Source organism: Bifidobacterium scardovii JCM 12489 = DSM 13734 (assembly GCF_001042635.1).
In the GTDB taxonomy this organism is placed as follows: Bacteria; Actinomycetota; Actinomycetes; order Actinomycetales; family Bifidobacteriaceae; genus Bifidobacterium; species Bifidobacterium scardovii.
In genome coordinates, this window is the sequence record NZ_AP012331.1 from 1,250,845 (window position 1) to 1,275,802 (window position 24,958).

Sequence of the window (24,958 nt, forward strand, 5' to 3'; positions counted from 1 at the left end):
TCGGCGTAATGCAGGGGAACCCGGTGACGGGTTGAGAAAGGCCGTGGGCCTGACCCTTAGAACCTGTTGGTTAACACCAGCGAAGGGAGACATAATCATGGAGTATCGTCCGTCCATCCAGCCGACCCTGTCCGATGCCGCTCAGGGCGTGCCGTCCGACGAGCCGTTCGACGCGGAGGCGTTCGGGCCGATCACCCCGGACCACCTTCCGCCGTTCGCCCGCCGCATGCGCGAGGCCGCGGATCTGGTCTGGGAGCAGGGGTACCGGCAGCCGTTCATCCGCGAGCTGGGCAACGGCACGCTCGCGCGCGAGCGCTTCGCCTTCTATCTGCTGCAGGACTACCGCTACCTCAAGGACTATGCCAAGGTGCACGCGCTGGCGCTCACCAAGACCATGGATTCCGAGATCATGACCTTCATGGTCAATGTGCAGAACGGCATCTTCAACGTCGAGTCGAAGGTGCACCGCTCCTACATGGCCAGCTACGGCGTGAGCGAGGAGGAGATGAACGCGGTGCGCCAGTCCGCGTTCGCCCGCGCCTACACCTCGAACATCCTGTCGATTGCCTACGGCGGCCAGCTGGTCGACGTGCTCGTCGCCGTGCTGCCGTGCGCCTGGGTCTACGCCGACTACGGACAGCGCCTCGCCCGCGAGTTCGCCGGCACCCTCGACTCCAACCCGTACAAGAGCTGGGTCGACATGTACAAGACCGATTCGTTCTGGGAAGGGTCGGCGTGGCTGATCGAGCACATCGAGCGCTTGGTCGAGGGGCTGTCGGAGGAGCGCAAACGCGAGCTGATCGACATCTTCGTGACCGGCGTCGAGAACGAGTACATGTTCTGGGCGAGCGCCTACGACATGCACTACTCGTGGAAGCCGGAGTGGGATCGGGGCTGACGGCCGCGGGTGCTCTGATGGTCGGTCTTGTGAATGCTTAGGCGATGAACGCCCCGCCGGGCGGGCGGTCCGATAGGTCGTTCGCAGTGGTGCACAAAGTGCATGCCCCCGCTGGCGGGGGCTGTCGGCGAAGCCGACTGGGGATGGCCGATAGCATCGTGGCATCAGCCGCTCATCCATGTGCGAAATGGATCACTGGGCTGATATGGGGAACCGCCGTGCGAGGCTGGATCTCCGTTATCGCGCCGTGGATCCCCTGACCACCAGTTCGGTCGGCAGGATCAGGGTGTGCCGGATCGGCCGTCCCTCGATCTGATCGAGCACCATCGACGCCAGATTGACGCCGAACGCCGCGAGCGGCTGGCGGATGGTGGTCAGCTGGGGCTGCATGGCGGTGGCGTCGGAGCTGTCGTCGAAACCGGCGATGGCCATGTCGGCCGGCACGTCCACGCCCTGCCCGATCAGATACTGCATGGCCCCGGCCGCGATGCAGTCGCTGCCGCACATCAGCGCATCGACGCGGTGGTCGGCGAGGATGCGGCGCGCGTCGGCATCGTGTCCGGCGCCGCCGCCCAGCGTGCCGAGCAGCCGGATGACGGCCGCACGCCCCTCCTGCCGCGTCCATTCCCCGGCCCGGACGATCAGCGACGGGTCGGCGTCGCCGCCCATCGCGTCGCGGAAGCCCCGCAGGCGCTCGTCCGAGCAGGGCAGATAATCGGGACCGCAGATATAGGCGATGCGCCGGTGCCCGCATGAGCGCAGATGTTCGGTCAGGGCGCGGGAGGCCGCGCGGTTGTCGATGTCGACCGTGGGGAAGGGGATCCTGTCGCCGTAGCCGACGCCGGAGATGGCGACGGGCGCATCGATGCGGGTGAAGACGTCGAACAGCGGGTCGCCGGTATGGAAGGAATTGAGGATCCACCCGTCGGCGAATCCGCTGGAGGCGAGGCGGGCGATGCGCCTGCCGGCTTCGGGGGAGTCGGCGATCAGGATGACGAGCTGGTAGCCGGCGTCGCCGATGGTCTGGTTCGCGTTGAGCAGGATCGTGCTGATGTTCGGGTCGGCGACGATGGAATCCGGCTGGCCGTGCACCACGAACGCCACGGTCTGCGTGCGCTGGCGCACCAGCGACCGCGCGGCGTTGTTGGGGGTGTAGTTCACCTGCCTGACCGCGTCGGCGATGCGCTCGGCCGCCTTGGCCGACACGTGCGGGTTGCCGTTGAGGTAGCGGGAGACGGTAGCGTATGACACGCCGGCCTCCGCGGCCACGTCCATGATGGTCGCCGTCCTGCGGGGCGTATGCGGCGAGCCGGGTTCCGGCGATGCGCCGTTCGGCGTCGGGTCCTCGATGGTCTGGGTTGGCATGCGCTGTATACGTCCTCTCCGCGCGGCGATGGGTCGCTGTAGGCGATTGTAGCGCGTCGGCGGCGCGCGGCTGCGAACGCGCGCGACACACTGCTGTTGTAAACCTTTACAACAGTGCTACGCTGAGTATTCGTAAACGTTTACAAAATCGTGTGACGACGGTGCGCGATAAGAAAGGACCATCCCATGCTCGCATATCAGCAGTCGACGGACGGCGGCGCGGAGCGCCTCGTGCTGATTCCCCAACCGGTGACGGTGCGCTACGACGGCGGCTCGGCGGCGCTTGGCGCCGCGATGACGATCGTCATGGATGCCGGCATCGACGAAAGCGCCCTGTTCCTGGCCGAGCAGCTGGCCGGCGAGTATCGCCGGGCCACGGGCGGCTCGGCGGATATCCGTCGTTCGGGGGCGGTGCCGGATTCGGCGGTTCCGGAAGCGGTGCGCCGGGAGCCGGACAATCGGGAGCGCCCCGGCTCCACGGGCGCGGACATGCGCGGCGCCGTGGTCACGCTGGCTTGGGACGCGGATCTCGGCGATGAGGAATATGCGATCGATGTCCGCGGGCTCGGTGAGCCGGTCGCGCCGGTCGCACCGGGCGGCGAGGACTCGCCCGCGTACCGGCGCGCCGCCGTGGAGCTGCGCGGCGGGGGACCGGCCGGGCTGCGCTACGGCGTGCAGACGCTGCGCCAGATTTTGCGCCAGTCGCCGCGCGAGCTGCCCCTCGTGCACATCCGCGACCACCCCGCGTTCGCGGTGCGCGCCTACAGCCTCGACGTCACGCGCGGCCGCGTGCCGACGATGGGCTTCCTCACATGGTTCGTCGACCAGCTCGCCTTCTACAAATACAACCAGTTCCAGCTGTACGTGGAGCACGCCTTCGCCTTCGGGGAGCTCAGCGAGGCGTGGCGCGGCACCGACCCGCTGGCCGCCGACGACATCGTGCGGCTCGACGACTACTGCGCGCGGCGCGGCATCGAACTGGTGCCGTCGCTGGCCACCTTCGGGCACATGTACATGAACCTGCGCACGCGCACGCACCGCCGGCTCGGCGAATTCCCCGATGACGCCGACCGCCCGTTCAGCTTCGTCGAACGTATGGAGCACCATACGCTCAATGCAGCCGATCCCGAGGCGCTGGCCTTCGCTCAGCGGCTGATCCGCGAATACGCTCCGCTGTTCCACTCGCGATCGTTCAACATCGGCGGCGACGAGACCTTCGACCTGGGGCGCGGCCAATCCGCGCGGACCGCCCCCGGCGCGAGCGCAGGCGAACTGTACGCCGGCTTCGTCAAGGGGCTATGCGACACCCTCGGCGAGCTGGGGCTCCAGCCTATGCTGTGGGCCGACATCGCGCTCGAATCGCCGGGGACCATGGAGCTGCTGCCCGGCAACATCACGATGCTCAACTGGATGTACGACCCCGACATCAACGAGGACAGCATCGCGGCCATCGAACGCCAGGGCCGCCGCCAGTTCGTGTGCCCGGCCGTGCGCGCGTGGAGCCGCTTCGTCCCCGACTACGAGGGCGCGTGGCTCAACACCTACCGCATGGCGTCCGCCGGGCGCAGGCACGGCGCCGAGGGCATCGTGATCACCGACTGGGGCGATTACGGCCACGTCAACGATCCTCGGCTGAGCCTGCCGGGCCTGTGCTACGGCGCCCAGAACGCATGGAATCCCGTCGACATCGGCGCCGACGCGATGAACGCGCGCATCTCGCGGCTCGTCTACCGCGATGCCTCGGGGCGGATGATGGGCAGCCTGTCGCGCACCGGCGACGGCGCGTCGTTCCCCTGGGACCTTGCGGTGCAGGTGCTTGAGCTCGACGCCGGCGGCGGCGCGCTCAACGCCGATGTGGCCGCGTACGTGGAACGCTCCTACGGCGGCGTGCCGATCTTCGACCGGGCGCTGGACTGCGCCGATGCGCGCCGGCGTCTGCTGCTGCTCAACCGGGAGCGGATCACGACCCGCCCGGAACGCAACGGCATGCTGGCCGACTGCGGCGAGGCCATCGTCGCGGCGTTGGCGGGGGAGTCCAGAAGCGGGTTGGCGCCGTCGCTCGTCTGGACCATGCTCGACGCGCAGCAGCTGTTCAACAGGCTGGGCGAGGAGCTGCTGGCCATGGCCGGCGATTCCGGCCGCTCCGCCGTGAACGATGCCGCGGAGCGCGAGCGGAAGATCCGCCGCTATGCGCTTGCCGAGGAACTGGAACGGTGGTTCGAGCGCTACCGCGCCGAGTGGCTGGCCACGGGCCGGTACGCCGAGCTGAACCGCAACGCCCACGTGGTCTGGTCGTTCGCCGACATCCTGCGGGCCGGCACGCTGTAATCCCGGCGCGGCCCTATTGTGGCGCGGCTCTGCTGCGACACTTAGCGCAGCGCCAGCAGTGCCACCAGCGCCGCGATGTACGCGAGCGTCGCCGCCGCGAACGCCGCGTCGCGCGGGCGGACCCGCAGCTCGCGCCAATGCGTGCGGCGGATGCCCTCCTCGTAGCACCTCGCGTCGAGAGCGAGGCTCAGATTGTCCGCGTGCCGCAGTGTTCCCGCGAAGACTGGCACGATGATCGCGACCATGGCCTTGACGCGCGCGGCGGGGGAGCCGGTTTCGATGCTGCCGCCGCGCGCGGCCTGCGCGTCGGCGATGGACCGGGCCTCCGTGCCGAGGGTTGGCAGGAACCGCAGCGCCAGGCTCATCACCAGCGCGATCTCCTGCGCATGCAGTCCGAAGCGGCGCAGCGGCGACAGCAGCGATCCGAAGGCGTCGGTCATCGCCGTCGGCGTGGTCGTCTCGAGCATGAGCGCGCCGAGCATGACGACCAGGGCGAAGCGGCAGGCGTAGAGGATCGCGATGACGATGCCGTCATCCGTGATCGGGATTGGCCCCAGATGGGCGACCGGCGTGCCGGTGCGCACGAAGAAGACGTTGAGCAGGCCGAACACGACGAACATCGCCAGGAACATGTGCACCGAGGCGACCAGGCGCATCGGCGTGATCCGCGCCAGCGCGGTGATGCCGGCGATCGCCGCGATGCCGAGCAGCAGCTGGGCCGGCGTGTTGATCGCGAACGCGGCGAACATCATCGCCAGGAACGAGACCATCTTCACGCGCGGATCCAGCCGCGCGATGAGGGATTCGCGCCCGGTCCCGACGGGTTCCGCTGCTTCCGCGGCGTTGTTCCCGCCTTCGCCAGTGGCTTCCACGGCCGTGGCCGCGTCCGCCGCGGGGGCGGCCGGCATGGTGACGATGCGGGCGCCCAGCAGCCGGGCCTCCCGCCGGGAATGCGTGATGATGAGCGTCGTGACGCCGCGCCGCCGCAGATCGAGGATCAGCTCGCGGATGCGCGCGCTCGCGGCGGCGTCGAGGCCGGCCGTCGGCTCGTCCATCACCAGCACCGCGGGCTGGCAGGCGATCACGCCGGCTATCGCCGCGAGACGCCGCTGGCCGCCGGACAGGTCGAAGGGCGAACGGTCGGCGAGATGGTCGATGCGCAGCAGGCGCAGCGCCTCGCGCACCCGCTGCGCGACGGCCGCCTCGTCGAGATGCTGGTTGCGCGGCCCGTAGGCGACGTCCTCGGCCACGGTGTCCGCGAACAACTGGCGTTCGGGATGCTGCATCACCAGTCCGACCGTGCGGCGCAGCCGTTCGCGCTGCCGCCGGTTAAGCATGCGCGGCGTGCCGGCGGCGGCGCCGGTGCCTCGGGACGGCTTCGGAGCGGCGACGGGAATGCCGTCGATGCTGATCGATCCGGCGTCCGGCCGGTCCAGCGCGCAGATCAGCCGTGCCAGCGTGCTTTTCCCGGCGCCGTTCTCGCCCATGATCGCCACGATCTCGCCCTGGCCGACCGACAGCGACAGATCGCTGATCGCGGGGGAGGGCGCGTCAGGATAGCGGTACGACAGATGGCGGATATCGATGACCGGCGTGCGGCCGCTGCCCATGCCGTCCGCATGCGGTGCGCCGTCACCGGCATCGTTCCCCGGCTGGGCGGCGCCGCCGGCAGGCGCCGCGTCGCCGTCAGCGGCAACGTCATCGGCGGCAGCCGGGCCGGCTGCGTTATCGGCCGGAACGAGCCGCCCGCGCTCCAGCCGGATCACCCGGTCGGCGTGCGCGGTCTCATCCTGATGATGCGTGACGTGCACGATCGTCGTGCCCTGCGCGTGGCGTTCGTCGAGGATGCGCATGACCTCGGCGCGCGCGGCCGGGTCGAGCATGGCGGTCGGCTCGTCCAGCACCAGCATGTCCGGACCCATCGCCAGCATTCCAGCGATGGCCACGCGCTGCTGCTGGCCGCCGCTCATGCGCGTGGGATCGTCCGCACGGTGGGCCGCCATATCCACCGCGTGCAGCGAATCGGCGATGCGCCGGCCGATCAGGGGGTGGTCCAGCCCGAGATTCTCCGGGCCGAAGGCCACGTCGTCCTCCACCACGGTGGTGACGATCTGGTCCTCCGGATTCTGGAACACCGCGCCGATGCCGTGGCGCGCGGCGCGGTAGGCTTCGGGGTGCGCTGCCCCGTCGAAGGCCGTGTGCCCGAGCAGCACGACCGTGCCGGCATCGGGCGCGGCAAGGCCGGCGAGAATGCGCGAGAGCGTGGACTTGCCCGAACCGTTCGGTCCGGTCAGGCATACGTATTCGCCGCGACGGATGACCAGATCGACGCCGTCCAGCGCCCAGGTCGCGCCGCCGTCGTAGCTGAATCGGATGCCGGTGAGATCGGCTGCCGGAGCGCTGTGCATGATATGTGTTCCGATACTGTTCGAACGGGATGGAAAAACGCAGTCGCGGCCCTCCCTGGACGGGAAGGGCCGCAACGGATCCGCTACTTGTTCAGCAGCGTGCTGATCGGCTTGTAGATCAGGAACGTGGCCACGCCGTGGATCGCGAACTTGACCAGGTTGAACGGCAGCAGGGCCGGTACGATCAGCGCGGCCACCTGGGCTACCGTCATATGCGCGTAGAACGGCGTGACGATCAGGTTGCCGACGATCGCCGCGGCCAGGGCGCACACGGCGCCGACGATCAGGCCGATCACCGCGCCCTTGCGCGTGCGGTTCGCGCGGTAGATCAGCGCGGCCGGCACCGACAGCGTCAGCGCGACGAGCACCGCCATCAACGTGCCCCACGGATTGAGGAACAGGTGCGGCACGAAGCCGAGCACGCTGACGATCGCGGCCGCCGCAGGTCCGAACGCGAATCCGGCGATGAGGCACACGATGCCCGAGGGATCGTATTTGAGCCACTGCACGCCGGGGATGATCGGGAATTCGATGAAGCTCGTGGCCATCGCCAGCGCGACGAACAGCGCGTACACGGCGATACGGCGGGTGGACCAGCGGCCCGAATCGGCCACGCCGGTCGAATGCGCGTTGTCGGGCCGGGACGCGGCCGTGGCGGAAACCTGATGATCGGTATGCGAAGAGACGCTCATGATGAGCTCCGTTTCTTTCATCCGGACTGTACCGTTGGCTCCGGAATCCCACCGGATCAGCCGCTTGCGCGGGTCGCGGGCTTCGGCGGCGCCCATATGGATGCGGGCTGCGCCGTTACCGCCAGTAAGGAATTGCACCTTCCCTGAAACTGACGGGATCATCTATACGCCAAGCCGTGGATTTATCGGGCGCGCATGAGCCGGAAGCGGAATGCGACACGCCGGACGCGGCGTGCGCGCGGCGCGCGTTCCGCCGTTTTCCGCGGTGTCGCGGGCTGCGTGGCCTTGTTCGATGGCGTCCGGCATGCGGACGCGATGCTCCGCATGCCGGCGCCTCCTGGCGCGGCGGATGTCGTTGCGGTGCGCGGGCGCGTCCACCGCATAGAATGGAGAGCATGACCGAAAAGCATGCCGCAAGGAAGACCATTGACAAACTGGCCATCGTCGTCGTGACGTACAAGCGCCAGCAGCTGCTGACCAAGCTGTTCGATTCGATCCGCCGCCTGACCGTCGCGCCGTGGCGCGTGGTGGTCGTAGACAACGAGCATTCCGACGAGACGAAGGCGATGGTCGAGCGGTTCGGCGCGGCGGTCGCCCGGCAGTGGGGCGGCACGGTGCCCGACCGCACCGGCAACGATGCCCGTGTGGTGTACGCGCCGCAGTCCGGCAACCTCGGCGGCGCCGGCGGCTTCTCCGCCGGCGTGAAGAAGGCGTATGAGCTGGGCGCCGAATGGTTCTGGGTGATGGACGACGACGTCGCCGTCGAGCCCGAGGGCATCGAAAAGCTCGCCAAGTGGACCGCGCGCCACGATGTGATCCAGGGCAGCCGCTACGACTACGACGGCGGCCCGTTCTACTGGCAGTACGACTTCATCGTGCCGCTGGGCATCCCGAACCCGATCGCGCCGGCCGCGTTCGGCCGCGCTGGATACCGGGTGATGGACACGCTGTGCTTCGAGGGCGGCCTGTTCCGCCGCAGCGTCGTCGAGAAGATCGGATTCCCCGATCCCCGCTTCTTCATCTACTGGGACGACACGATCTACGGCTATCTGGCCAGCAAGGTCACCAACCCCATCGTCGTGCCCGACGTGGTGCTGCGCCGCACGCGCGAGATCGGCAACTGGGACATCGCCGGCCTGCGCCAGCTCAACTCGACCTCCGACACGAACCGGTACCACATCATGCGCAACCGCGGCTACATGGCCCGCTACTTCATGGTGCACGGCGATTTCCGCCCGTTCCTGTTCGGCGTCGGCACGCTCGCCACGGCGGTCAAGGAGGTCATCCGGCTGGTGATGGTCGACCGCGAGCACATGCGCACCGGGCTGGCTCAGATCGCCAGGGGCTGGTGGGATTCGCGCAAGCTCATGCACGACCCCGACTGGAAGCCGATGCCGGCGCTCAAGTAACGCCGGCGCTCACCTGGCGATGTGTGCGGCTGCTTCGGTGCGCCTGCTTCGCCTACTTGTGGATGAACAGGCCGCCGTCGCCCCACGCCCATTCGCCCTGGCCGGCGCCGATCTGGAAATGCAGTTTGGCAATGCCCAGATCGTTGAGCGCTTCGCCGTTGCCCGCCTCCGGGTCGATATGCGCGGCGGCGGTGCCGTCGGCCGCGCGGTAGGTGAACAGTATCGGCTGGCGGTTCATCGCGCTCGGCGCTTTCATCGCGGCCTCGACGCCGGCCTTGAACCAGCCCGGGGCGGCGTCGCGCTCCTCCTGCTCCATGGTGCGTGTGAACTGCTCGTAGGTCTTGGTCGGCCGGTGCGTGCGCTGGAATTCGGTCAGCTCCTCGTAACTCTTCATCACATGGGCCGCATGGTTGCGCGGGTGCCCGATGACGATGCCGAGGTACAGCTCCTCGCCGGCGCCGATACGGCAATGCCCGGCCGCCTCGTCGCGGTTCCAGCTGCCGCCGACCCACAGCGTGCCGAGCCCGCGCAGCGTGGCGGTGAGCACCACGCGTTCGGCGTAGAAGCCGGCGCGCTCCCGGGCCTGCGGATCGTCCTTCGGGCCGATGACGGCAATGAGATTCGCCGCGTTCGTCAGATGGCCGGACGCGTTCGCCTCGGCGAAGATGGCCGGCTGGTCGCGCACGAGCTGCATATGCGTGTCGCTGAGCATGTTCACCGCGTCCAGCGTCATGGACAGTTGGCGGGCGGTGTCGTCGTCGATCGGGTCCGCGTCATAGGCGCGCACGGACGTGCGGATGTTGATTGCATCGATAAGCTGGGTATGTTCTGCCATACTTCCCCATTATCCCACCGATGCCGCGCCGATGCGGCCGCGACGGCGCGGCGCGGGGCCGCCGCGTGTCGGGCATGCGGACGCCGGGAGGCGCGCCGGCGCAAATCCGTTATACAATGCCGGTACCGATTCGGTACCCACCTATCATGAAGAGAGGTCAACGATGATTGAGACGGCACAAGCGTTCGGCGTGGATATTGGCGGTTCGGGCATCAAGGCGGCGCCCGTGAACCTGGAGAAGGGCGAGTTCGCCGAGCCGCGCCTGAAGATTCTCACGCCCGAGGTGTCCAGCCCGCAGGCGGTCGGCGCCATCGTGCGCCAGCAGCTCGAGCATTTCGCCGTACCCGACAACGTCCCGGTCGGCGTCGCGTTCCCCGCGCCGGTCAAGCCGGGGCAGAAACTGGAATGGATCGCCAACCTCGACCAGTCGTGGGTCGGCGTGGACATCACCGCGGCCCTGTCCGAGGCATGCGGCCGCCCGGTCGTCGTCGTCAACGACGCTGATGCCGCCGGTCTCGCCGAGCAGCAGTTCGGCGCGGCCAAGGGCCAGAACGGCCTGGTCATCGCCACCACGCTGGGCACGGGCATCGGCACCGCGCTGATCTACAACGGCGTGCTCATCCCGAACACCGAGCTGGGCCACATCGAGCTGGCCAAGGGCAAGGGCGACGCGGAGAAGTACGCCTCCTCCGGCGTGCGCGAGCGCGAGGGCCTGGGCTACAAGAAGTGGGCGAAGCGCCTGACCAAGTACTACGGCCTGATGGAGAAGTACTTCAACCCCGACCTGTTCGTGGTCGGCGGCGGCGTGAGCCGCCAGAGCGACAAGTTCCTGCCGTATCTCGACATCAAGACGCCGATCGTTCCGGCGAAGCTGCGCAACGAGGCCGGCATCGTCGGCGCCGCCTACTACGCGAGCACCAAGTAGCAGCCGGTTCGCCGGCCGAACGAGCCGGCGGACGTCGTCCGGCGCCGTGCGGGGCGGCCCTTCCGAGGGGAGGGGCGCCCCGTTTTCTGTTCGTGGCCGTGCCGGCTTGAGCGCGGCTCGGACTATGGTGGGGACCATGCGTTTTTCCTCACGAGTCGACATCAGCGACCCCAATCCGATCGCGGCGGCGGAAGCCCTCGCCAAGGCGCAGGGGGTGACGCTCGGCAAACTCAACGATTCCAACCCGACCCGCCATGGGCTGGCCCCGGCCCTGGTCCCGGAGGTGTACACGGCCGATCCACGGGGCCCGCGGGCGGCCCGCGAGGCGCTGTCCGCGTTCCTGTCGCATGCGCAGGGGAGCCCGGTCGACGCGGATCGGCTGTATCTGCTCAGCTCCACGTCCGAGGCGTACTCGTGGCTGATCAAGCTGCTGTGCGACGCCGGCGACGCGGTGCTCGCCCCCAAGCCCGGCTACCCGCTGATCGAGTCGATCGCGTGGCTCGAATGCGTGGATGCCGTCGAATACCAGCTGCGCTTCGACGGGTCGTGGTACATCGACGTCGCCGAACTCGCCGCATTGCTGGAAGGGCCGGAATCCGGCCGCATCCGCGCGCTCGTGCTCATCAACCCGAACAATCCGACCGGCTCCTATGTCAAGGCCGGCGAACGGGAGCGGATCGTCGGCCTGTGCCGCGAGCACGGCGTCGCGATCATCGCCGACGAGGTGTTCTACGATTACGCGCTTGAGCCCTTCGACGGCAACGCGCGCCTGGCCGGCGAACGGGGCGCGCTGACCTTCGCGCTCGACGGGTTCTCCAAGATGCTCGCCGCGCCCCATGCGAAGGTCGGCTGGATCCAGGTGTCCGGCCCCGAGGCGGAGGTCGCCGAGGCGCAGCGCCGCCTCGACGTGATCGCCGACGACTATCTGCCGATGAGCGATCTCATCGCGCGCCTCATCCCCGATCTGCTGGCCGCGGCGCCGGTGCAGACCGAGACCGTGCGGCGCCGCGTGGCGGGCAATCTCGCGCTGCTGCATCGTCTGCTCGACGGGGACGACCGGGGGCTGGTCTCCGTGCTGCGCGCGGAGGGCGGCTGGAACGTGCTGCTGCGCGTGCCCGGCGTGCTGGACGAGAACGAGCTGGTGCTCTCGATGATCGCATCGCACCGCGTCAGCGGCCAGCCCGGGTATTTCTTCGACATGGAGTCCAACGGGTACCTGGCGATCTCCCTGCTGCCCGAACCCGACGAATTCGAGCGCAACGTGCGCGCGGTGCTCGCCGCCGTCAACGGCATGCTGTGAGACGCCTGCCGGCATACGGCCTCCCAGCGGGCGCTCGGCGGCCGTATGCCGGCGGATGCATCCGGGAAAGGAAGCGCCGTTACCGCCCGAGCGCCTCGTACTGCCGACGGATCAGGTCGTTGTAGTATGCGGCGGCTTCGGCCGGGGCGCCGTCGAAGACGATCCGGTGCTCGTCGAGCACCAGCACGCGGTCGATCGCGTAGACGGGGCGCGTGAGCATCTCCACGTCGTGCGTGGCGAACACCACCTGCTTGTCGTAGCCGAACAGGGCGCGCGCCACATACGCGGAACCGATCTCGTCCAATCCCTTGGTCGGCTCGTCGGCCACGATCGCCGCGGGGGAGAAGCTGAGCGCGGAGGCGATCGCCAGCAGGTGCCGCTTCTCGCTGTCCAGCGCGCTGGCTGGCTGCATCGCCACGCCGGCCAGATCGAAATGCGCGAACAGGTTGCCGATAATCGCCTGCCGTTCCGATTCGGGCACCTTGTGCTTCTTCAGCGGCTGGTCGATCGCCTCGCGGATCGACGCCGCCCGATAGTAGCTTTCGGGGATCTCCTCGCGGCGCACGCGGCCGACCAGATCCTCGATGCGCCGGCGGTCGCGTTTGACGGCCGGGTCGAGCGGCGTGGCCGCTGTGCCGTCGTCGCCGGCGGCGATGACCGTCACCGTGCTGGTCGTGGCCGCCAGAGCGCCGTCGATGAGCTTGAGCAGCGTGGTCTTGCCGGACCCGTTGAGCCCGATCACGCCGACGCGGCGGTCGTCCGGGCCGATGTGCAGCGTGGTCGGCTCCAGTCCGACGTTGCCGTCGTCATAGGTGTGGCCGGCCCGGTCAAGGGCGAAGGTGACGGAGGAGCATGCGGCGGGCGCCTTGGCCCCGAACAGCGAATCGAACAATCCCATGCCACCAATACTAGCGGTCCGTCCCGTATCTGGCTCCCCTCTTGAAGGGGAGCCAGGCATAGTGCGCGAACTTACGACGCGGGATACTAGGCGAAGAAGAAGCCGCTGAAATCGTACTGGTAGACGCGGTAGATGTAGCTTGTGCTGAGCGCCATGCGGTACTGGGCGAGCAGCGTGCCGTCCTTGCCGTAGACGCCGAACAGGCCCTGCATGCCCGAATCGATGAGGATGTTGCCGTTGCCGAGCTCCTGCGCGGAGCTCACGTACGGCGAATACGGCACGTCGAACTCGGCGACCTGCGTGTACGTGCCCGCGTTCTCGTCGACCAGGTACCTGCGGTACTGCGAACGGGAGCCTTCGTCCTTGGACGAGGCCGCGGTGCTGATGCCGTCGATGACCGTCCAGTCGTAGTCGGGACGGGTCATCGCGTAGCCGTAGTTGTTGTCGAACATGTACAGGTAGTACTGGCCGTCCGCGAGCGAGTCGTCGGCCACGTAGGTGATCGAGTGCTGGCCGCCGGTGTCGCCGAAGTCGCCGTCCTTGGTGAGGAACGCGGCCTGCTCGTCGGTGCCGTCCCACACGCTCGGCTCGCCGATCATGTAGTCGAGCGTCGGCGTGCCCTCGAGATCGTCGATCTTGATGATCGTGGAGGTCTCGCGCGCCGAGAACAGCGCCGAGCCGTCGTCGAGCAGCTGGATCGTGTTGCAGTGCAGCCAGTCCCAGCGGTTGGTGGCGGTCGGGTCGGATTCGTCGATGCCCGAATGGTCGGTGGACTGCTTGTACGCGTCGAACAGGTCGCCGAAATCGAGCAGCAGCGTCGTCTCGCCGGTGGAGGTGTCGAGCTTGACGACCTGGTCCTGCACGGCGTGGTCGCCGCGCTCCAGATCGGTGGCGAGCAGCACGATGTCGCCGTTGGCGTCCAGCGCGTAGTCGTGGTGCAGGATGAAGCGGCTGTCCAGATCGTAGATCTTCTCCAGCTTGCCGAGGCGGTTCATACCGACCATCGTGTGCGTGGAGGCCGAGAACCACATCAGCCCGTCATCGTCGAACAGCAGCCGGTGCGAGCGGTAGTACTTGACCGGGATCTCGCCGCGCAGCACGCCATTCGTGTCGTAGTAGTACATGAAGTCCTGCTCGTCGCTGTCGTTGCCGAGAATCGCGTACAGGCCGTCGCCCAGATCGGCGCCGTCGTCGGCGGTCACGGTCCGCTCGAGCTGGACCTCCTCGACGCCCAGCAGCGAGGGGCCGTCGTGCGTGATCGTCTGCGTGATGTCCAGCCCGTTGTCGTCGGTGATGGTGAAGGTGATCGTGTTCTCCACGTCCGGGATCAGGCCGAGCACCAGGAACTCGTGCTCCTTCTGGTACTCCTCGTCCTGCGCCACGGCGCGCGTGAAATCGGGATAGCCGTCGGCGGACACCGTGTACTTGATCTTGGTCGCGTAGTCGGTGGTGAAGTACACGTACATCGACGTCGTGTTGGTGCCGTACGGGTTGTCCTGCACGTAGATGTCGTCGATCGTGCGCGCCTGCTTGTCGCGAGCCTTGACCAGGTTCTCCTCGGCCATCTGCTGGTAGTCGGCGGTGTACACGTTCGCGATGCGGGCGTTGAGACGTTCGACGCGCTTCGCCTTGATGTCGGCGCTGACGTTGTCCTGCGTGAGCAGGCACAGCCCGATGGCGGCCAGGGCGGCCAGGGTGGCGGCGACGGCGCGTACTGCGGTGGCTTTCGGGGAGGTTCGGGTGTTCATGGCAACTCTTCGGTCGGCGGATGGGCAACGTTACCAGTAGTATGCCGCCGGCCTTGGAGAAGCTTGGTGCGTGGCTGGGTGTCGGCTGGGCGCGTCACCCGATGCCCAGCAGCGTGAACCAGGACTGCACGTCGTGGAACAGCGCCGGATTGTTGCGGACCAGGGAATCGTCGCGTCCCGGCACGAAGCAGGAGAGGACCATGATCGCCAGCGAGAACAGCAGGACCAGCATGACGGCCAGCCGCACGATCAGGCGCCATACGGGCGTGGTCCGGTACGAGGGGTCTTCCAGATCCTCGTCGAGGGGGGTGTCGAACACCGCGCCGCCCTCCAGCGCGCGCAGCAGGGCCGGCAGGGCCGCCAGCGCGAACAGCCATCCGAAATCGGCCATGTAGCGCCATCCCAGACCGCCGGCCAGCACGTCGACGGCGACCACCACCATGCCGAGCGCCAGCGCGAGCATCAGCGTCATGCCGTACGGGCGGCGCAGCCGCCTGCGGAACCGGGGCAGCAGGAACGCGGCCAGCGCCAGCGGGCACAGCATGAACAGTCCGCCGACGATCGGTTCGGTGAAGCCCCATTCCGGCAACGGCGTCGGCTGGATCGACATGAACGGGAACGACCCGGTGAACCGCGCCGGCAGCAGCAGATAGTAGAACGCCATGTAGGGGATGTCCGCGGCCGGCAGGGAGTACCGGGTCATGTCGGTGACGGTCAGCTGATACTCGCTGCCGAAATCCAGTGGGCCACCGAAGCGGATCGCGTTGTACGCCATCAGCGGCGCCACCACGGCGATCGCCGGGACCAGCACGGCCAGCGGCGCCCGCAGCGCCTGCCCCCAGCCGATCCGCCGCGCCTTCACGAGCGCGCACAGGCTTGTGATCTGCGGCCAGAACAGCGCGATGCCCAGCAGCGCCGCCAGCGCGAACGTCGGGCGGCATCCGAAATTCGCGGCGATGCACAGCGCGCCGCCGGCCAGATGCGGCAGCGACAGGGGGGCGGCGCCGTCGATCGACCAGTCCAGCGTCTGTGCGTCGGTGCGCGGCCGGCGGACCGCCCCAAGCCACAGCCACAGCCCCAGGCAGGTGAGCAGCAGCGAGGCCGCTATCGGGATCGAATAGAAATTCGTGCGGAACCACAGGTAGCTGGAATTCGTCGCCAGCAGGAAGAACACGAGCAGCATCGAGGTGCCGGCCAGTGAGGCCTGCGCCGTGAGCCGCTGCACCAGGCGGATGATCAGCAGGCAGCCGAACACCAGGAACCCGAACATGAGCAGCAGCTCGGCGGCGCCGGTCGGCAGCGACAGGCCCCCGTCCGTGAACAGCGAGGTGACGGCGCGGTACGGCAGGAACAGCAGCAGGGCCGGCAGCACGCCGAAGTAGGAGTACCAGTGGCCGCCATGGAACGCGTAATCCCAGTAGATCGGCGTCACGCCGCCGGACAGCAACCGGTCACGCGTGGCGATGTCGTAGGGATTCGCCGCGGACGCCAGCTGGTCCGGCACTGGCAGGTCCAGCCACGGACGGCCGTGCATCAGGGCGTCGGCCACATGCGCGTACTGGTCGAAATCGTAGGTGTAGCCGCCCTGCTGATGGAACGACAGCGGCGCCGCCGTGACGATCTGCCACACGACATTGACGCAGGTCAGCAGCGCAGCAGGCGCCAGTGCGGCGGCCAGCCCCCAGCGCTGGCGCCGGTCCGAGGGGTCGAGCCGAGTGCGCCACAGCCGCGAGCCCGGCCGCCACGCCAGCACCAGCAGCACCGCGCACGCCAGCGCCGCCACGCGCGTCCAGCTCCAGGAGAACGGAACGCGCTCGTTCGCGCGCACCGCGAGGATCGGCACCAGCGCCCCCTTGGCCTCCTGCACCCACACGCGCAGCGTCGCATCGGCGTCGGTGTTGAGGTACAGCGAGCGCGGGCTCCTCGCCGACATCGACTGCGTGCGGCCGGCGGAGCCGTCGCCGTCCACGCGCAGGTGGAAGGTGTCCAGCGGCTTGTCCTCGCCGGGCAGGTCGCGCGGCGACACCAGATCGACGCGCGCGTAGCGCGACGTGCCGTCCGCGGCGACGTCGAGATACGCCTGCGTCGGATCGGTCACCCGCAGCAGGCCGTCGTCGGTGCGCGTCAGCCCCGGTCCCAGTGTGTTCTCGGCGGCCGCGGTGTCGGTGCTGGCGGCCAGCGTCGTCCAGAACGGCAGGTTGAAGGCGACGCACTCCAGCACCGCGATCAGCAGCATGGCTATCGCGGCGCACGCCAGGGTGCGTGGCCTGATGATCGGGCGGCGGAACGAAGAATGCACCCCATTATTCTATCGGCTTCATGTCTGGTTGGATTGGAAGAATGTGAGGCATGTCCAGACACACACCACATCGCAGGAATCGTGGCATCGGCGTGCCGGCCTCGATCGGGCGGCTGGTGCGTTCCCTCGGCGCAGCCGTTCGGGGCCGCCGCGCGAAGCAGACCCCCGTCAACCCGTTCGAAGCCGCCCTTGGCGCGGCCGGCGGCGCAGGCAACGGCGGCGACGTCGTCGCGGCGCTCACCGAACATGCCATCACGCTCGGCCCGTTGGTCAAACGGCGCATCTTTACCGATTTCGAGGGTGTGCCCGAAGGCCTGCAGCTCGGGTGGGCGCAGCTGCCCGTCACGCAGGGGGCGTCGTTCTCGCTCGGCGCGTTCACCGACCGCAACCACTTCTCGCAGATCGCGCTCGCCGACAGCAAGGGGCGCGTGTTCGTCGGCACCGATCCGGCGATGGACACGCACGGCATGGACGTGCGGTTCATGTTCGGCAAGGAGGGCGAACTGCGTCTGCCGGACGGGCCGCGTCTGGGGCACCACGCGGAGCAGGGCGGCGGCGCCATCGTGGACGCCATCCAGGGCGGCATCGTCGGCCGGGACGAGACCGGCCGCATGACCTGGCTCTCCTCGTGGCTCAAGACCAACAACCGGTACACGCTCGAACAGGTGCGCGCCACGCTGCCGGCGTCCATGCGCTTCGATCTGGAATACCGCGACGCGATCACCATCGCGTTCTTCGCGACCTACATGCTGCCCCAGATGCACGGCCTGCTCATCGGGTTCGGGGCCGGCAACATCTTCCGCCGGCTCAACCGCGAGGCGCCGATCGGCGCGATCCGGCGCAGCCTGCGCGATACCCTGGACGCGCGCGCCCATGGCATGCGCGCCTCCGGGCTGGAGGACCATTTCGCCGACCTCATGCACGAGGCCAAGGTGCTCGACCAGACCACCGGCCTCGAAGCCGTGCACGGCGCGGAGCCGCTGCGCCTGTACACGTCGACCTATTCGGGCAACTACTTCTTCACCTGGGATTCCGGGCTGCAGTTCCCGGCCGCCTTGAAATCGCTGAAGATCGAGGGCAACCTCAACCGCTTCGCGAACGTCAGCGCATGGCTCGAACGCAATGCGCGGCTCGGGCTGACTCCCACCGAGGACACGGTCACGCGCGCGCAGGCGGCGCAGATCGACTGGATGCTGCTGACCAACCCGGCGCTTATCGCCCTGAAGAGCGAGGCCGATCCGTCGCCGGCCGCCGTGGCCGCCGGCAGCGGATGGCACGCGGTGACGCGCCTGATCGACGAGGCGCGGGACCAGTCGCGCCGCCTGTCAGAACGGTATCCCGACCCCATCGCCGCCGCGCGGGGCGGGAGCGGCGAGGACATCCTCGCGGATTCCGAATGGCTGTACCGGCGGACCCTGTCGACGCTGCTGCGCCGGCTGCGGCTGCCGTATCGCTTCGACGTGGACTTCCGCGCGAATCTGACCGGGGGAGAGACCGCGATCGGATTCACCACGGCCGGCCCCTCGATGATGCCGTCCAGCCGCTACGACGATGCGAAGCATGCGTGGGTGTCGCTGAGCGACGACGACCGGGCCGCGCTGAGCGCCGAGTACAACCTGCGGGCCGGGCTGATGATGGCCGCGTTGAGCTTCGGGACGAGCCCGCGCATTCGCCGGGTATCGCTGCACATCGATTCGATCGGCCTTGAGGAGGCCGTGGCCGAACAGGATTCCGCGATTTCCGATCTGATGGGCCGGATGCTGCGTTCCTTCGAAAGCGCGCGCTGGGGCGACGCCGGTCTGGGCGGGTCCAAGGCCGACCCCAAGGACGGCGATTACCATGGCGACCCGTCGCACACGCTGCCCCGCACCGTGGATGATGCCGCGGATGAGGGGGAGCCGGCCGAGGCCGCCCCGGCGGATGGCCGCGGCGACTTGCCCGCGTCGGGCCGAGCAGACGGCGCCGGTGCGGGGGCGGGGAAGCCTGGCGGGCAGTCCGACAAGGACGTTCTGGACAGCCAGTTCGAGGATCTCATGCGCGACGTCGATCTGGACGAGGTCATGTTCAACGTGCCGGGGGACAACGGCATGGACGCGGCCCCCGACGCCGGGGGGATCGGCAACGGCCCGGATGGCGGCGCATTCGCCGGCGACGGCCGCGAGGCGCTGCCGGCCGGCGCGGACGGTCCGGACGATCCGGACGATCCGGATGATCCGCTGAGCGCGCTGCGCGCCAACCCGACCGTGCGCACCATGGTCACCGTCACGTTCACGAGGGACGAGCTGCTGGGCCGTCTGTACGAGGACGGTCTGGAACACCCCATCGGCACCTATCGCATGTTCGGCGCGGTCATGTCGCTGGACGGGCACGGCGGCCTGACCCCCGTCGAGCCCGGATTCGATCTGCATGACAGCAGATTCGCCCCGAACGGGTCGCAGGATGAGCCGGAACTGTCCGACAGGACCTTTTCCCCCGCGGTGGCGAGGGTGCTGGGCGCCGAGGACGAGGCCGGCCTGTCCATTCAGCGCACCGATCTGCTGCAGCGCGGCGTGGCCGCGTTCCACCGGCTTGCCGCGGACGAGGATCTGCCTTCCGTGGCCAAGGCGCAGCGGGCGATGCGCCTGATCGACCGGATCGGCGATCCGGAGCTGAGCGCGCTGGCGCCGCAGGTGACCAGCGCGCTCATCGACGGCAAGGACACGCCGGATTTCGAGTTCCAGCTCAACGCGGAGCTCGACCGGGAACGCCTCAAGGCCCGCGACCTGCTGTTCTCCGGCCAGGCCGACCGGGCGATCGAGGTGATCGAGGCCGAACTCGAGCGCATCGACATCATGTTCGCCAACAATCCCGGCGTGCCGCGCTATTTCAACTCGTACGCCGAACGCGTGGTGTACAACCGTCTGTTCGCCACCACCGGCGAACAGACGGTGCTCATTCCCGACGATCTGTTCTACGCGCATACGGAAGCGGCCGACGTGCTCTCGCAGACCAGGGGCGCGCAGGCGGCGCTGCCGCATCTCAACGCGATGGTCTCCTATGCTCCGGCCTATCCGCTGTCCCACCTGAAGCTTGCGGTGCAGCTGGCCCGCCGGGAGGATTGGGATTCGGCGCGGGCCGCGTGCCTCAACGCGCTGCGCGTCGCGCTCGACCGCGACGACGCCGCGTTCGCCTACTACCGGTTCGCCTACGCGGAGTGGATGCGCGACCAGTTCGCCGTCGGCGTCGCGGCCTATATCATGAGCGAGTACATCAGCCCGGGCCAGATCGGCGCGTTGGACGAGGAACTGCACGAGCTGGTGGCCCGGGCCAATTCGCAGTGCGTGGTCGTGCCCGACAGCGTGGAGGCGGCCAAGGCCGTGCTGGCCGCGCACGATCTGCCGGTATGGCCGCACACCGAGGCCGCCACGATCGTCAACGACGCGGCCCGCGTGAGCGTGGACGAGGGCATGTTCGTGCCGGCGCGCACCCTGTCGGTGGCCTGCGCGCGCATGAACGACGATCCGAACGACGGCATCGACGTGGTCCAGAACCAATTCCTGCGCTCCCTCAACCCGTGACCGCGCGGCCGTGTCCCCATACGCCCGGCGCACGCCTTACAATCAGGTGAGCACATCACACGAAGGCAGGAGAGCATGACGAGCGAACAACTGGCATGGGATTTCGACGCGCCGGGCGCCGGCACCGGCACGGACCCCGCGAGCGACGAGGGCGCCGCGCGGTTCGCCCCCGGCAGCGAGCGGTGGATCGCCGCATTGCAGCCCGACGACGCGGACGCGATGCGCCTCGACCGCCTCGACGTGCCGGCGATGTCCAGCCAGGCCGCGGCCCGTCTGTGGGCGCGCGTCGCCGCATGGGTGGAATCCGACCAGATCGCCTACTACATCGACGACGCCCCCGTCTCCTCCGACGCCGCCTACGACGCCAGACTGCGCTGCCTGCAACGGCTCGAGGCCTCGTTCCCGGCGCTCGACTCGCCGCAGTCGCCGACGCACCGCGTCGGCGGCACGTTCTCGAACGACTTCACCGAGGTGCGCCACCCCTCGCGCATGATGAGCCTGGACGACGTGTTCTCCATCGAGGAGCTGCGCGACTGGTACGACAGCGTGCTGCGCGACCTCGACTGGCCCGAATCCAAGCCGCTGCCGATGAGCTGCGAGGTCAAGATCGACGGCCTGGCCCTGAACCTGATCTACCGCAACGGCGTGCTCGAGCAGGGGCTGACGCGCGGCGACGGCGTGACCGGCGAGGACATCACGCTCAACGTGCGCACGATCGGCTCGATCCCCGCCAATCTCGGCGGCCCGGCCGAGGACATCCCCGAATTCGTGGAGATCCGCGGCGAGGTGTTCATGCGCTGGGACGATTTCGCCGCGCTCAATGCCGAGAACGAGGACGCCGGCAGAACGCCCTTCGCCAATCCGCGCAACGCCGCGGCCGGTTCGCTGCGGCAGAAGGACCCGCGCATCACCGCGACCCGCCGCCTGAGCTTCTACGCGCACGGCATCGGCACGCTGCGATGGGGCGCCGGCAGGCCGGCCGACTCCCACGACACGGTCAACGACCAGTCGGAGGCCTACGCGCTGTACGCCAAGTGGGGCATCCCCGTCTCCCCGCACAACCGCACGGTCAGCTCGTTCCACGAGATCCTCGACATGATCGACTACTACGGCGAGCACCGCGGCGACATCGAGCACGCGCTCGACGGCATCGTGGTCAAGGTCGACGACCTGGCGCTGCAGCGCGCGCTGGGCGCCACCTCCCGGGCGCCGCGCTGGGCGATCGCCTACAAGTACCCGCCCGAGGAGGTCAACACCGAGCTGCTCGACATCACCGTGCAGGTCGGGCGCACCGGCCGCGTCACGCCGGTCGCGGTGCTCAAGCCCGTGTACGTGGCCGGCTCGACCGTCGCCCGCACCACGCTGCACAACCCTTCGGAGGTGGAGCGCAAGGGCGTGCTCATCGGCGACACGGTCGTCGTGCGCAAGGCCGGCGACGTGATCCCCGAACTCGTCGGCCCGGTGCTTGAGCGGCGCAAGGGGCGCGAGGACGCGCTGCGCGCGTTCGTCATGCCGACCCATTGCCCCAGCTGCGGCGCCCTGCTGGCGCCGGCGAAGGAGGGCGACAAGGACATCCGGTGCCCGAACGTCGAATCCTGCCCCGCGCAGCTGACCGAACGCATCATCAACCTCGCCTCGCGCAAGGCCTTCGACATCGAGCATCTGGGCGACCAGTCGGCCATCGCACTGACCAACCCCGAGGAGAACCGACCCGATTCGGTCGCCACCTACGCGCCGAACATCACCGACATCCTGGTCGGCCCGGGCGAGGAGCCGGAGCCTTACGAGCCGGTCGAGGGGCTGGAGCTGCCGGCCGCGCAGACGCCGGTGCTCTCCAGCGAGGCCGGGCTGTTCGCCCTGACCGCCAACGACCTGCGCGACGTGCGCGTCTGGCGCGAGTCCGCGATCGTCGAGGTGCATGAGACCACCGGTGCGGACGGGCGCAAGAAGACCGTGCGCAAGCGCATCGGCGGGTCAGGCCTGTGGCATCAGGTACCCGCGTTCTGGACCGCCGCGACCCCGGCCCGCAAGCTGACGGCCAAGCAGCGCGCCGAACGGGACGCCGCCGCCGGGGTCGGTACCGGGTCCGCTGCCGACGGTCAGACCGGCCAAGCGTCCGGCTATCCCGACTATGACGTGCCGTCCGATGCGCGGATCGTGCGGGTGGATCGCAAGACCACGCGCACGGGCGTGGCCGAGGTGCCGGTGATCGTCCGCCCCGGCGAGAACACGCGCAAGATGCTCGACGAGATGGACAAGGCCAAGCGCGCCGACCTGTGGCGCGTGCTCGTCGCTTTGTCCATCCGCCGTCTCGGCCCGCCGACCGCGCGGCTGATCGCCTCGGCGTTCGGCTCCCTGGACGCGATCTCGCGCGCCACGGTCGATGACCTGTCGGCGATCGACGGCATCGGGCCGGAAATCGCCGAATCCGTCGTGTCGTGGTTCGCGGCCGCGCGCGAGCCCGGCGATTGGCGCGGCGCGGTGCTGGAGGCGTGGACGGCGGCCGGCGTCGGCGTCGGCGAGGCGCGGACCAGCGATCTGCCGCAGACCCTGGCCGGTAAGACCGTGGTGGTCACCGGTTCCCTCGAAGGATTCTCGCGCGACTCCGCCAAGGAGGCGATCATCGAGCGCGGCGGCAAGGCCGCGGGCTCGGTGAGCAAGAAGACCGATTGGGTGGTCGTCGGGGCGAACGCCGGGTCCAAGGCGGAGAAGGCCGAGGCGCTCGGCGTCCCCATGCTCGACGAGGACCAGTTCAAGGTGCTGCTCGAAACCGGCGACGTGGCGCTGTGACGGCGTGTCGCACGGCGCCGGCGAGGCGCTGTGCGGTTCGTCACAATCTTCCCAACATTTTCCTCTGGCATGCCGCCGCATCTCACGTTAGGCTGGTACGGGCAACAAGGAGGACGAATGATAGACACCCGGCACATCGAAACGGCCATCTACGAACGGCTGAGCCGCGTCATCGATCCGGAACTCGGACGATCGGTCACCGATCTCGGCATGATCGCCGCCATCGACGCGGTGCCCTGCGACGATACGGAGACCGCGAACGGCGGGAACGATGATGCCATGCAGGCATACGACGTGACCGTGCAGGTGGAGCTCACCGTCGAGGGGTGCCCGCTGTCGGAGACGATCACCAACCAGATCAACGGCGCGGTCGCCTCGTACCCGGACGCCCGGCTCACGCCGCATATCGAAGTCACCTCGATGAGCCGCGACAAGCTCGCCGACCTGGTGGCGGGGCTTAAGGCCGAGCGCAAGCAGAACCCGTTCAACAAGCCGGGCGTCAAGACGCGCATCTTCGCGATCGCCTCCGGCAAGGGCGGCGTCGGCAAGTCCTCGGTGACCGCGAATCTGGCGGCCACCTTCGCCGCGCTCGGACTCGACACGGCGGTGATCGACGCGGATATCTACGGCTTCTCGCAACCCAAGCTGTTCGGCGTCACCACCCAGCCGACCAACCTCAACGGCATGCTCATGCCCGTGACCGCGTGGGGCGTCAAGCTGATCTCGATCGGCATGTTCGCCGGGGCCGACCGGGCCATCCTGTGGCGCGGGCCCCGGCTGCAGCGCTCGCTGGAGCAGTTCCTCTCCGACGTGTGGTGGGGGGAGCCGGACGTGCTGCTGCTCGATCTGGCGCCGGGCACCGGCGATATGGCGATTTCGGTGGCCCAGGCGCTGCCCAACGCGGAGCTGGTGGTCGTGACGACCCCGCAGCCGAGCGCCTCCGACGTGGCCGTGCGTTCCGGCCTGGTCGCCCTGCAGGTGCCGTTCAAGGTGCGCGGCGTCGTGGAGAACATGAGCTATTACGAGCACAAGGGCGAGCGCTTGGAGATCTTCGGCCGGGGCGGCGGCGAGCGCGTCGCCGGCCAGCTGACGCAGGCGCTCGGCTACGACGTGCCGCTGCTGGCCCAGCTGCCGCTCATCCCCGAGGTCCGCGAGGTGGGGGAGTCCGGCCGACCGGCGGTGCTGGACCGGTACGGGGCTTTGGACTCCACGCCGGTCGCCGAGGCGTTCAAGGCGTTGGCCGAACGCCTGATGTGACATTGCGGCCGTGCGCGTTCGGTGTGGAGGGATTTCCGCGCCCGCCGCACTCCTGCGGTTGCGGTCCGTGCGCGCTTTGGGCGCGAAAGCGGCTGGGTGGTATGACGGGCGCGTCGTGACGTGGCATGGCATGGCGTGATGTGGTGTGGCGCGGCATGACGCCATGCGCCGGGATGGACGGACGCGGAATGTCGAGTTGTCGGTGCGAGACGGAGTAGCCACAAGCTTTTGGAACGTTCTATATCGGTT

15 protein-coding genes and 2 riboswitches are annotated in these 24,958 nt (G+C 68.7%); of the genes, 8 read left to right on the forward strand and 7 right to left on the reverse strand.

The window, feature by feature from the left end; translation table 11 throughout:
- The first annotated feature begins 2 nt into the window (after positions 1–2).
- Positions 3–106: riboswitch (TPP riboswitch) on the forward strand.
- A gap of 120 nt (positions 107–226) precedes the next feature.
- On the forward strand, positions 227–898 hold the full coding sequence (tenA, locus tag BBSC_RS05145) for a thiaminase II (protein WP_231649306.1): 672 nt from the start codon (positions 227–229) through the stop codon (positions 896–898).
- 237 nt (positions 899–1,135) lie between these two features.
- Here tenA and BBSC_RS05150 read toward each other — a convergent pair whose 3' ends face one another.
- Positions 1,136–2,263: a LacI family DNA-binding transcriptional regulator gene (locus BBSC_RS05150; protein WP_051923141.1), complete on the reverse strand. Its 1,128-nt coding sequence runs from the start codon at positions 2,261–2,263 to the stop codon at positions 1,136–1,138.
- Positions 2,264–2,449: 186 nt separating this feature from the next.
- Between BBSC_RS05150 and BBSC_RS05155 the strand changes: the two genes are divergently transcribed.
- Entirely contained in the window at positions 2,450–4,591 is a 2,142-nt protein-coding gene (locus tag BBSC_RS05155; protein WP_033519198.1) for a beta-N-acetylhexosaminidase, read from the forward strand.
- A gap of 41 nt (positions 4,592–4,632) precedes the next feature.
- On the opposite strand, the gene BBSC_RS05160 is transcribed toward BBSC_RS05155, so the two are convergent.
- Together BBSC_RS05160 and BBSC_RS05165 are read right to left on the reverse strand one after the other, a co-directional pair.
- Positions 4,633–6,999: an energy-coupling factor transporter ATPase gene (locus tag BBSC_RS05160; RefSeq protein ID WP_034535403.1), complete on the reverse strand. Its 2,367-nt coding sequence runs from the start codon at positions 6,997–6,999 to the stop codon at positions 4,633–4,635.
- Positions 7,000–7,082: 83 nt separating this feature from the next.
- Positions 7,083–7,691 carry an ECF transporter S component gene (locus BBSC_RS05165; protein ID WP_033518728.1) on the reverse strand — a complete coding sequence of 203 codons (609 nt, stop codon included), beginning with the start codon at positions 7,689–7,691 and terminating at the stop codon, positions 7,083–7,085.
- A 5-nt stretch (positions 7,692–7,696) separates the two neighbouring features.
- A riboswitch (FMN riboswitch) is annotated at positions 7,697–7,846 on the reverse strand.
- A gap of 240 nt (positions 7,847–8,086) precedes the next feature.
- On the opposite strand from BBSC_RS05165, the gene BBSC_RS05170 reads away from it, so the two are divergent.
- Positions 8,087–9,100 (forward strand): glycosyltransferase family 2 protein, encoded by a 1,014-nt coding sequence (locus tag BBSC_RS05170; protein WP_033518711.1) that lies wholly within the window; start codon positions 8,087–8,089, stop codon positions 9,098–9,100.
- Between the two features lie 52 nt (positions 9,101–9,152).
- Here the strand turns inward: BBSC_RS05170 and BBSC_RS05175 are convergent, their stop codons facing one another.
- Entirely contained in the window at positions 9,153–9,935 is a 783-nt protein-coding gene (locus BBSC_RS05175) for a nitroreductase family protein (RefSeq protein WP_033518709.1), read from the reverse strand.
- A gap of 163 nt (positions 9,936–10,098) precedes the next feature.
- On the opposite strand from BBSC_RS05175, the gene ppgK reads away from it, so the two are divergent.
- Positions 10,099–10,860 (forward strand): polyphosphate--glucose phosphotransferase, encoded by a 762-nt coding sequence (ppgK, locus tag BBSC_RS05180; protein ID WP_033518708.1) that lies wholly within the window; start codon positions 10,099–10,101, stop codon positions 10,858–10,860.
- A gap of 136 nt (positions 10,861–10,996) precedes the next feature.
- Positions 10,997–12,160 carry a pyridoxal phosphate-dependent aminotransferase gene (locus BBSC_RS05185; RefSeq protein ID WP_033518706.1) on the forward strand — a complete coding sequence of 388 codons (1,164 nt, stop codon included), beginning with the start codon at positions 10,997–10,999 and terminating at the stop codon, positions 12,158–12,160.
- A 79-nt stretch (positions 12,161–12,239) separates the two neighbouring features.
- Here the strand turns inward: BBSC_RS05185 and BBSC_RS05190 are convergent, their stop codons facing one another.
- From BBSC_RS05190 to BBSC_RS05200, 3 genes are all read right to left on the reverse strand, one after another.
- On the reverse strand, positions 12,240–13,058 hold the full coding sequence (locus BBSC_RS05190; RefSeq protein WP_033518704.1) for an ATP-binding cassette domain-containing protein: 819 nt from the start codon (positions 13,056–13,058) through the stop codon (positions 12,240–12,242).
- A gap of 86 nt (positions 13,059–13,144) precedes the next feature.
- On the reverse strand, positions 13,145–14,806 hold the full coding sequence (locus tag BBSC_RS05195) for an aryl-sulfate sulfotransferase (protein ID WP_033518703.1): 1,662 nt from the start codon (positions 14,804–14,806) through the stop codon (positions 13,145–13,147).
- A 94-nt stretch (positions 14,807–14,900) separates the two neighbouring features.
- Complete coding sequence (locus BBSC_RS05200) at positions 14,901–17,042, reverse strand: hypothetical protein (RefSeq protein ID WP_033518726.1); 2,142 nt, start codon at positions 17,040–17,042, stop codon at positions 14,901–14,903.
- A 113-nt stretch (positions 17,043–17,155) separates the two neighbouring features.
- Here BBSC_RS05200 and BBSC_RS05205 point away from each other — a divergent pair, with 113 nt between their 5' ends.
- The 3 genes from BBSC_RS05205 (at position 17,156) to BBSC_RS05215 (ending at position 24,709) form a co-directional block, all read left to right on the forward strand.
- A complete protein-coding gene (locus BBSC_RS05205) occupies positions 17,156–20,662 on the forward strand; it encodes a hypothetical protein (protein ID WP_033518701.1) in 3,507 nt (1,168 codons plus the stop codon).
- Between the two features lie 75 nt (positions 20,663–20,737).
- Entirely contained in the window at positions 20,738–23,452 is a 2,715-nt protein-coding gene (gene ligA / locus BBSC_RS05210) for an NAD-dependent DNA ligase LigA (RefSeq protein ID WP_033518699.1), read from the forward strand.
- Positions 23,453–23,569: 117 nt separating this feature from the next.
- Positions 23,570–24,709 carry an Mrp/NBP35 family ATP-binding protein gene (locus tag BBSC_RS05215; protein WP_033518698.1) on the forward strand — a complete coding sequence of 380 codons (1,140 nt, stop codon included), beginning with the start codon at positions 23,570–23,572 and terminating at the stop codon, positions 24,707–24,709.
- Positions 24,710–24,958 lie beyond the last annotated feature (249 nt).

Bases quoted from the DNA above. Each gene is read 5' to 3' on its own strand.
- tenA (WP_231649306.1), top strand. From the start codon at position 227: ATGCGCGAGGCCGCGGATCTGGTCTGGGAGCAGGGGTACCGGCAGCCG.
- BBSC_RS05150 (WP_051923141.1), bottom strand. From the start codon at position 2,263: ATGCCAACCCAGACCATCGAGGACCCGACGCCGAACGGCGCATCGCCG.
- BBSC_RS05155 (WP_033519198.1), top strand. From the start codon at position 2,450: ATGCTCGCATATCAGCAGTCGACGGACGGCGGCGCGGAGCGCCTCGTG.
- BBSC_RS05160 (WP_034535403.1), bottom strand. From the start codon at position 6,999: ATGCACAGCGCTCCGGCAGCCGATCTCACCGGCATCCGATTCAGCTAC.
- BBSC_RS05165 (WP_033518728.1), bottom strand. From the start codon at position 7,691: ATGAGCGTCTCTTCGCATACCGATCATCAGGTTTCCGCCACGGCCGCG.
- BBSC_RS05170 (WP_033518711.1), top strand. From the start codon at position 8,087: ATGACCGAAAAGCATGCCGCAAGGAAGACCATTGACAAACTGGCCATC.
- BBSC_RS05175 (WP_033518709.1), bottom strand. From the start codon at position 9,935: ATGGCAGAACATACCCAGCTTATCGATGCAATCAACATCCGCACGTCC.
- ppgK (WP_033518708.1), top strand. From the start codon at position 10,099: ATGATTGAGACGGCACAAGCGTTCGGCGTGGATATTGGCGGTTCGGGC.
- BBSC_RS05185 (WP_033518706.1), top strand. From the start codon at position 10,997: ATGCGTTTTTCCTCACGAGTCGACATCAGCGACCCCAATCCGATCGCG.
- BBSC_RS05190 (WP_033518704.1), bottom strand. From the start codon at position 13,058: ATGGGATTGTTCGATTCGCTGTTCGGGGCCAAGGCGCCCGCCGCATGC.
- BBSC_RS05195 (WP_033518703.1), bottom strand. From the start codon at position 14,806: ATGAACACCCGAACCTCCCCGAAAGCCACCGCAGTACGCGCCGTCGCC.
- BBSC_RS05200 (WP_033518726.1), bottom strand. From the start codon at position 17,042: ATGCTGCTGATCGCGGTGCTGGAGTGCGTCGCCTTCAACCTGCCGTTC.
- BBSC_RS05205 (WP_033518701.1), top strand. From the start codon at position 17,156: ATGTCCAGACACACACCACATCGCAGGAATCGTGGCATCGGCGTGCCG.
- ligA (WP_033518699.1), top strand. From the start codon at position 20,738: ATGACGAGCGAACAACTGGCATGGGATTTCGACGCGCCGGGCGCCGGC.
- BBSC_RS05215 (WP_033518698.1), top strand. From the start codon at position 23,570: ATGATAGACACCCGGCACATCGAAACGGCCATCTACGAACGGCTGAGC.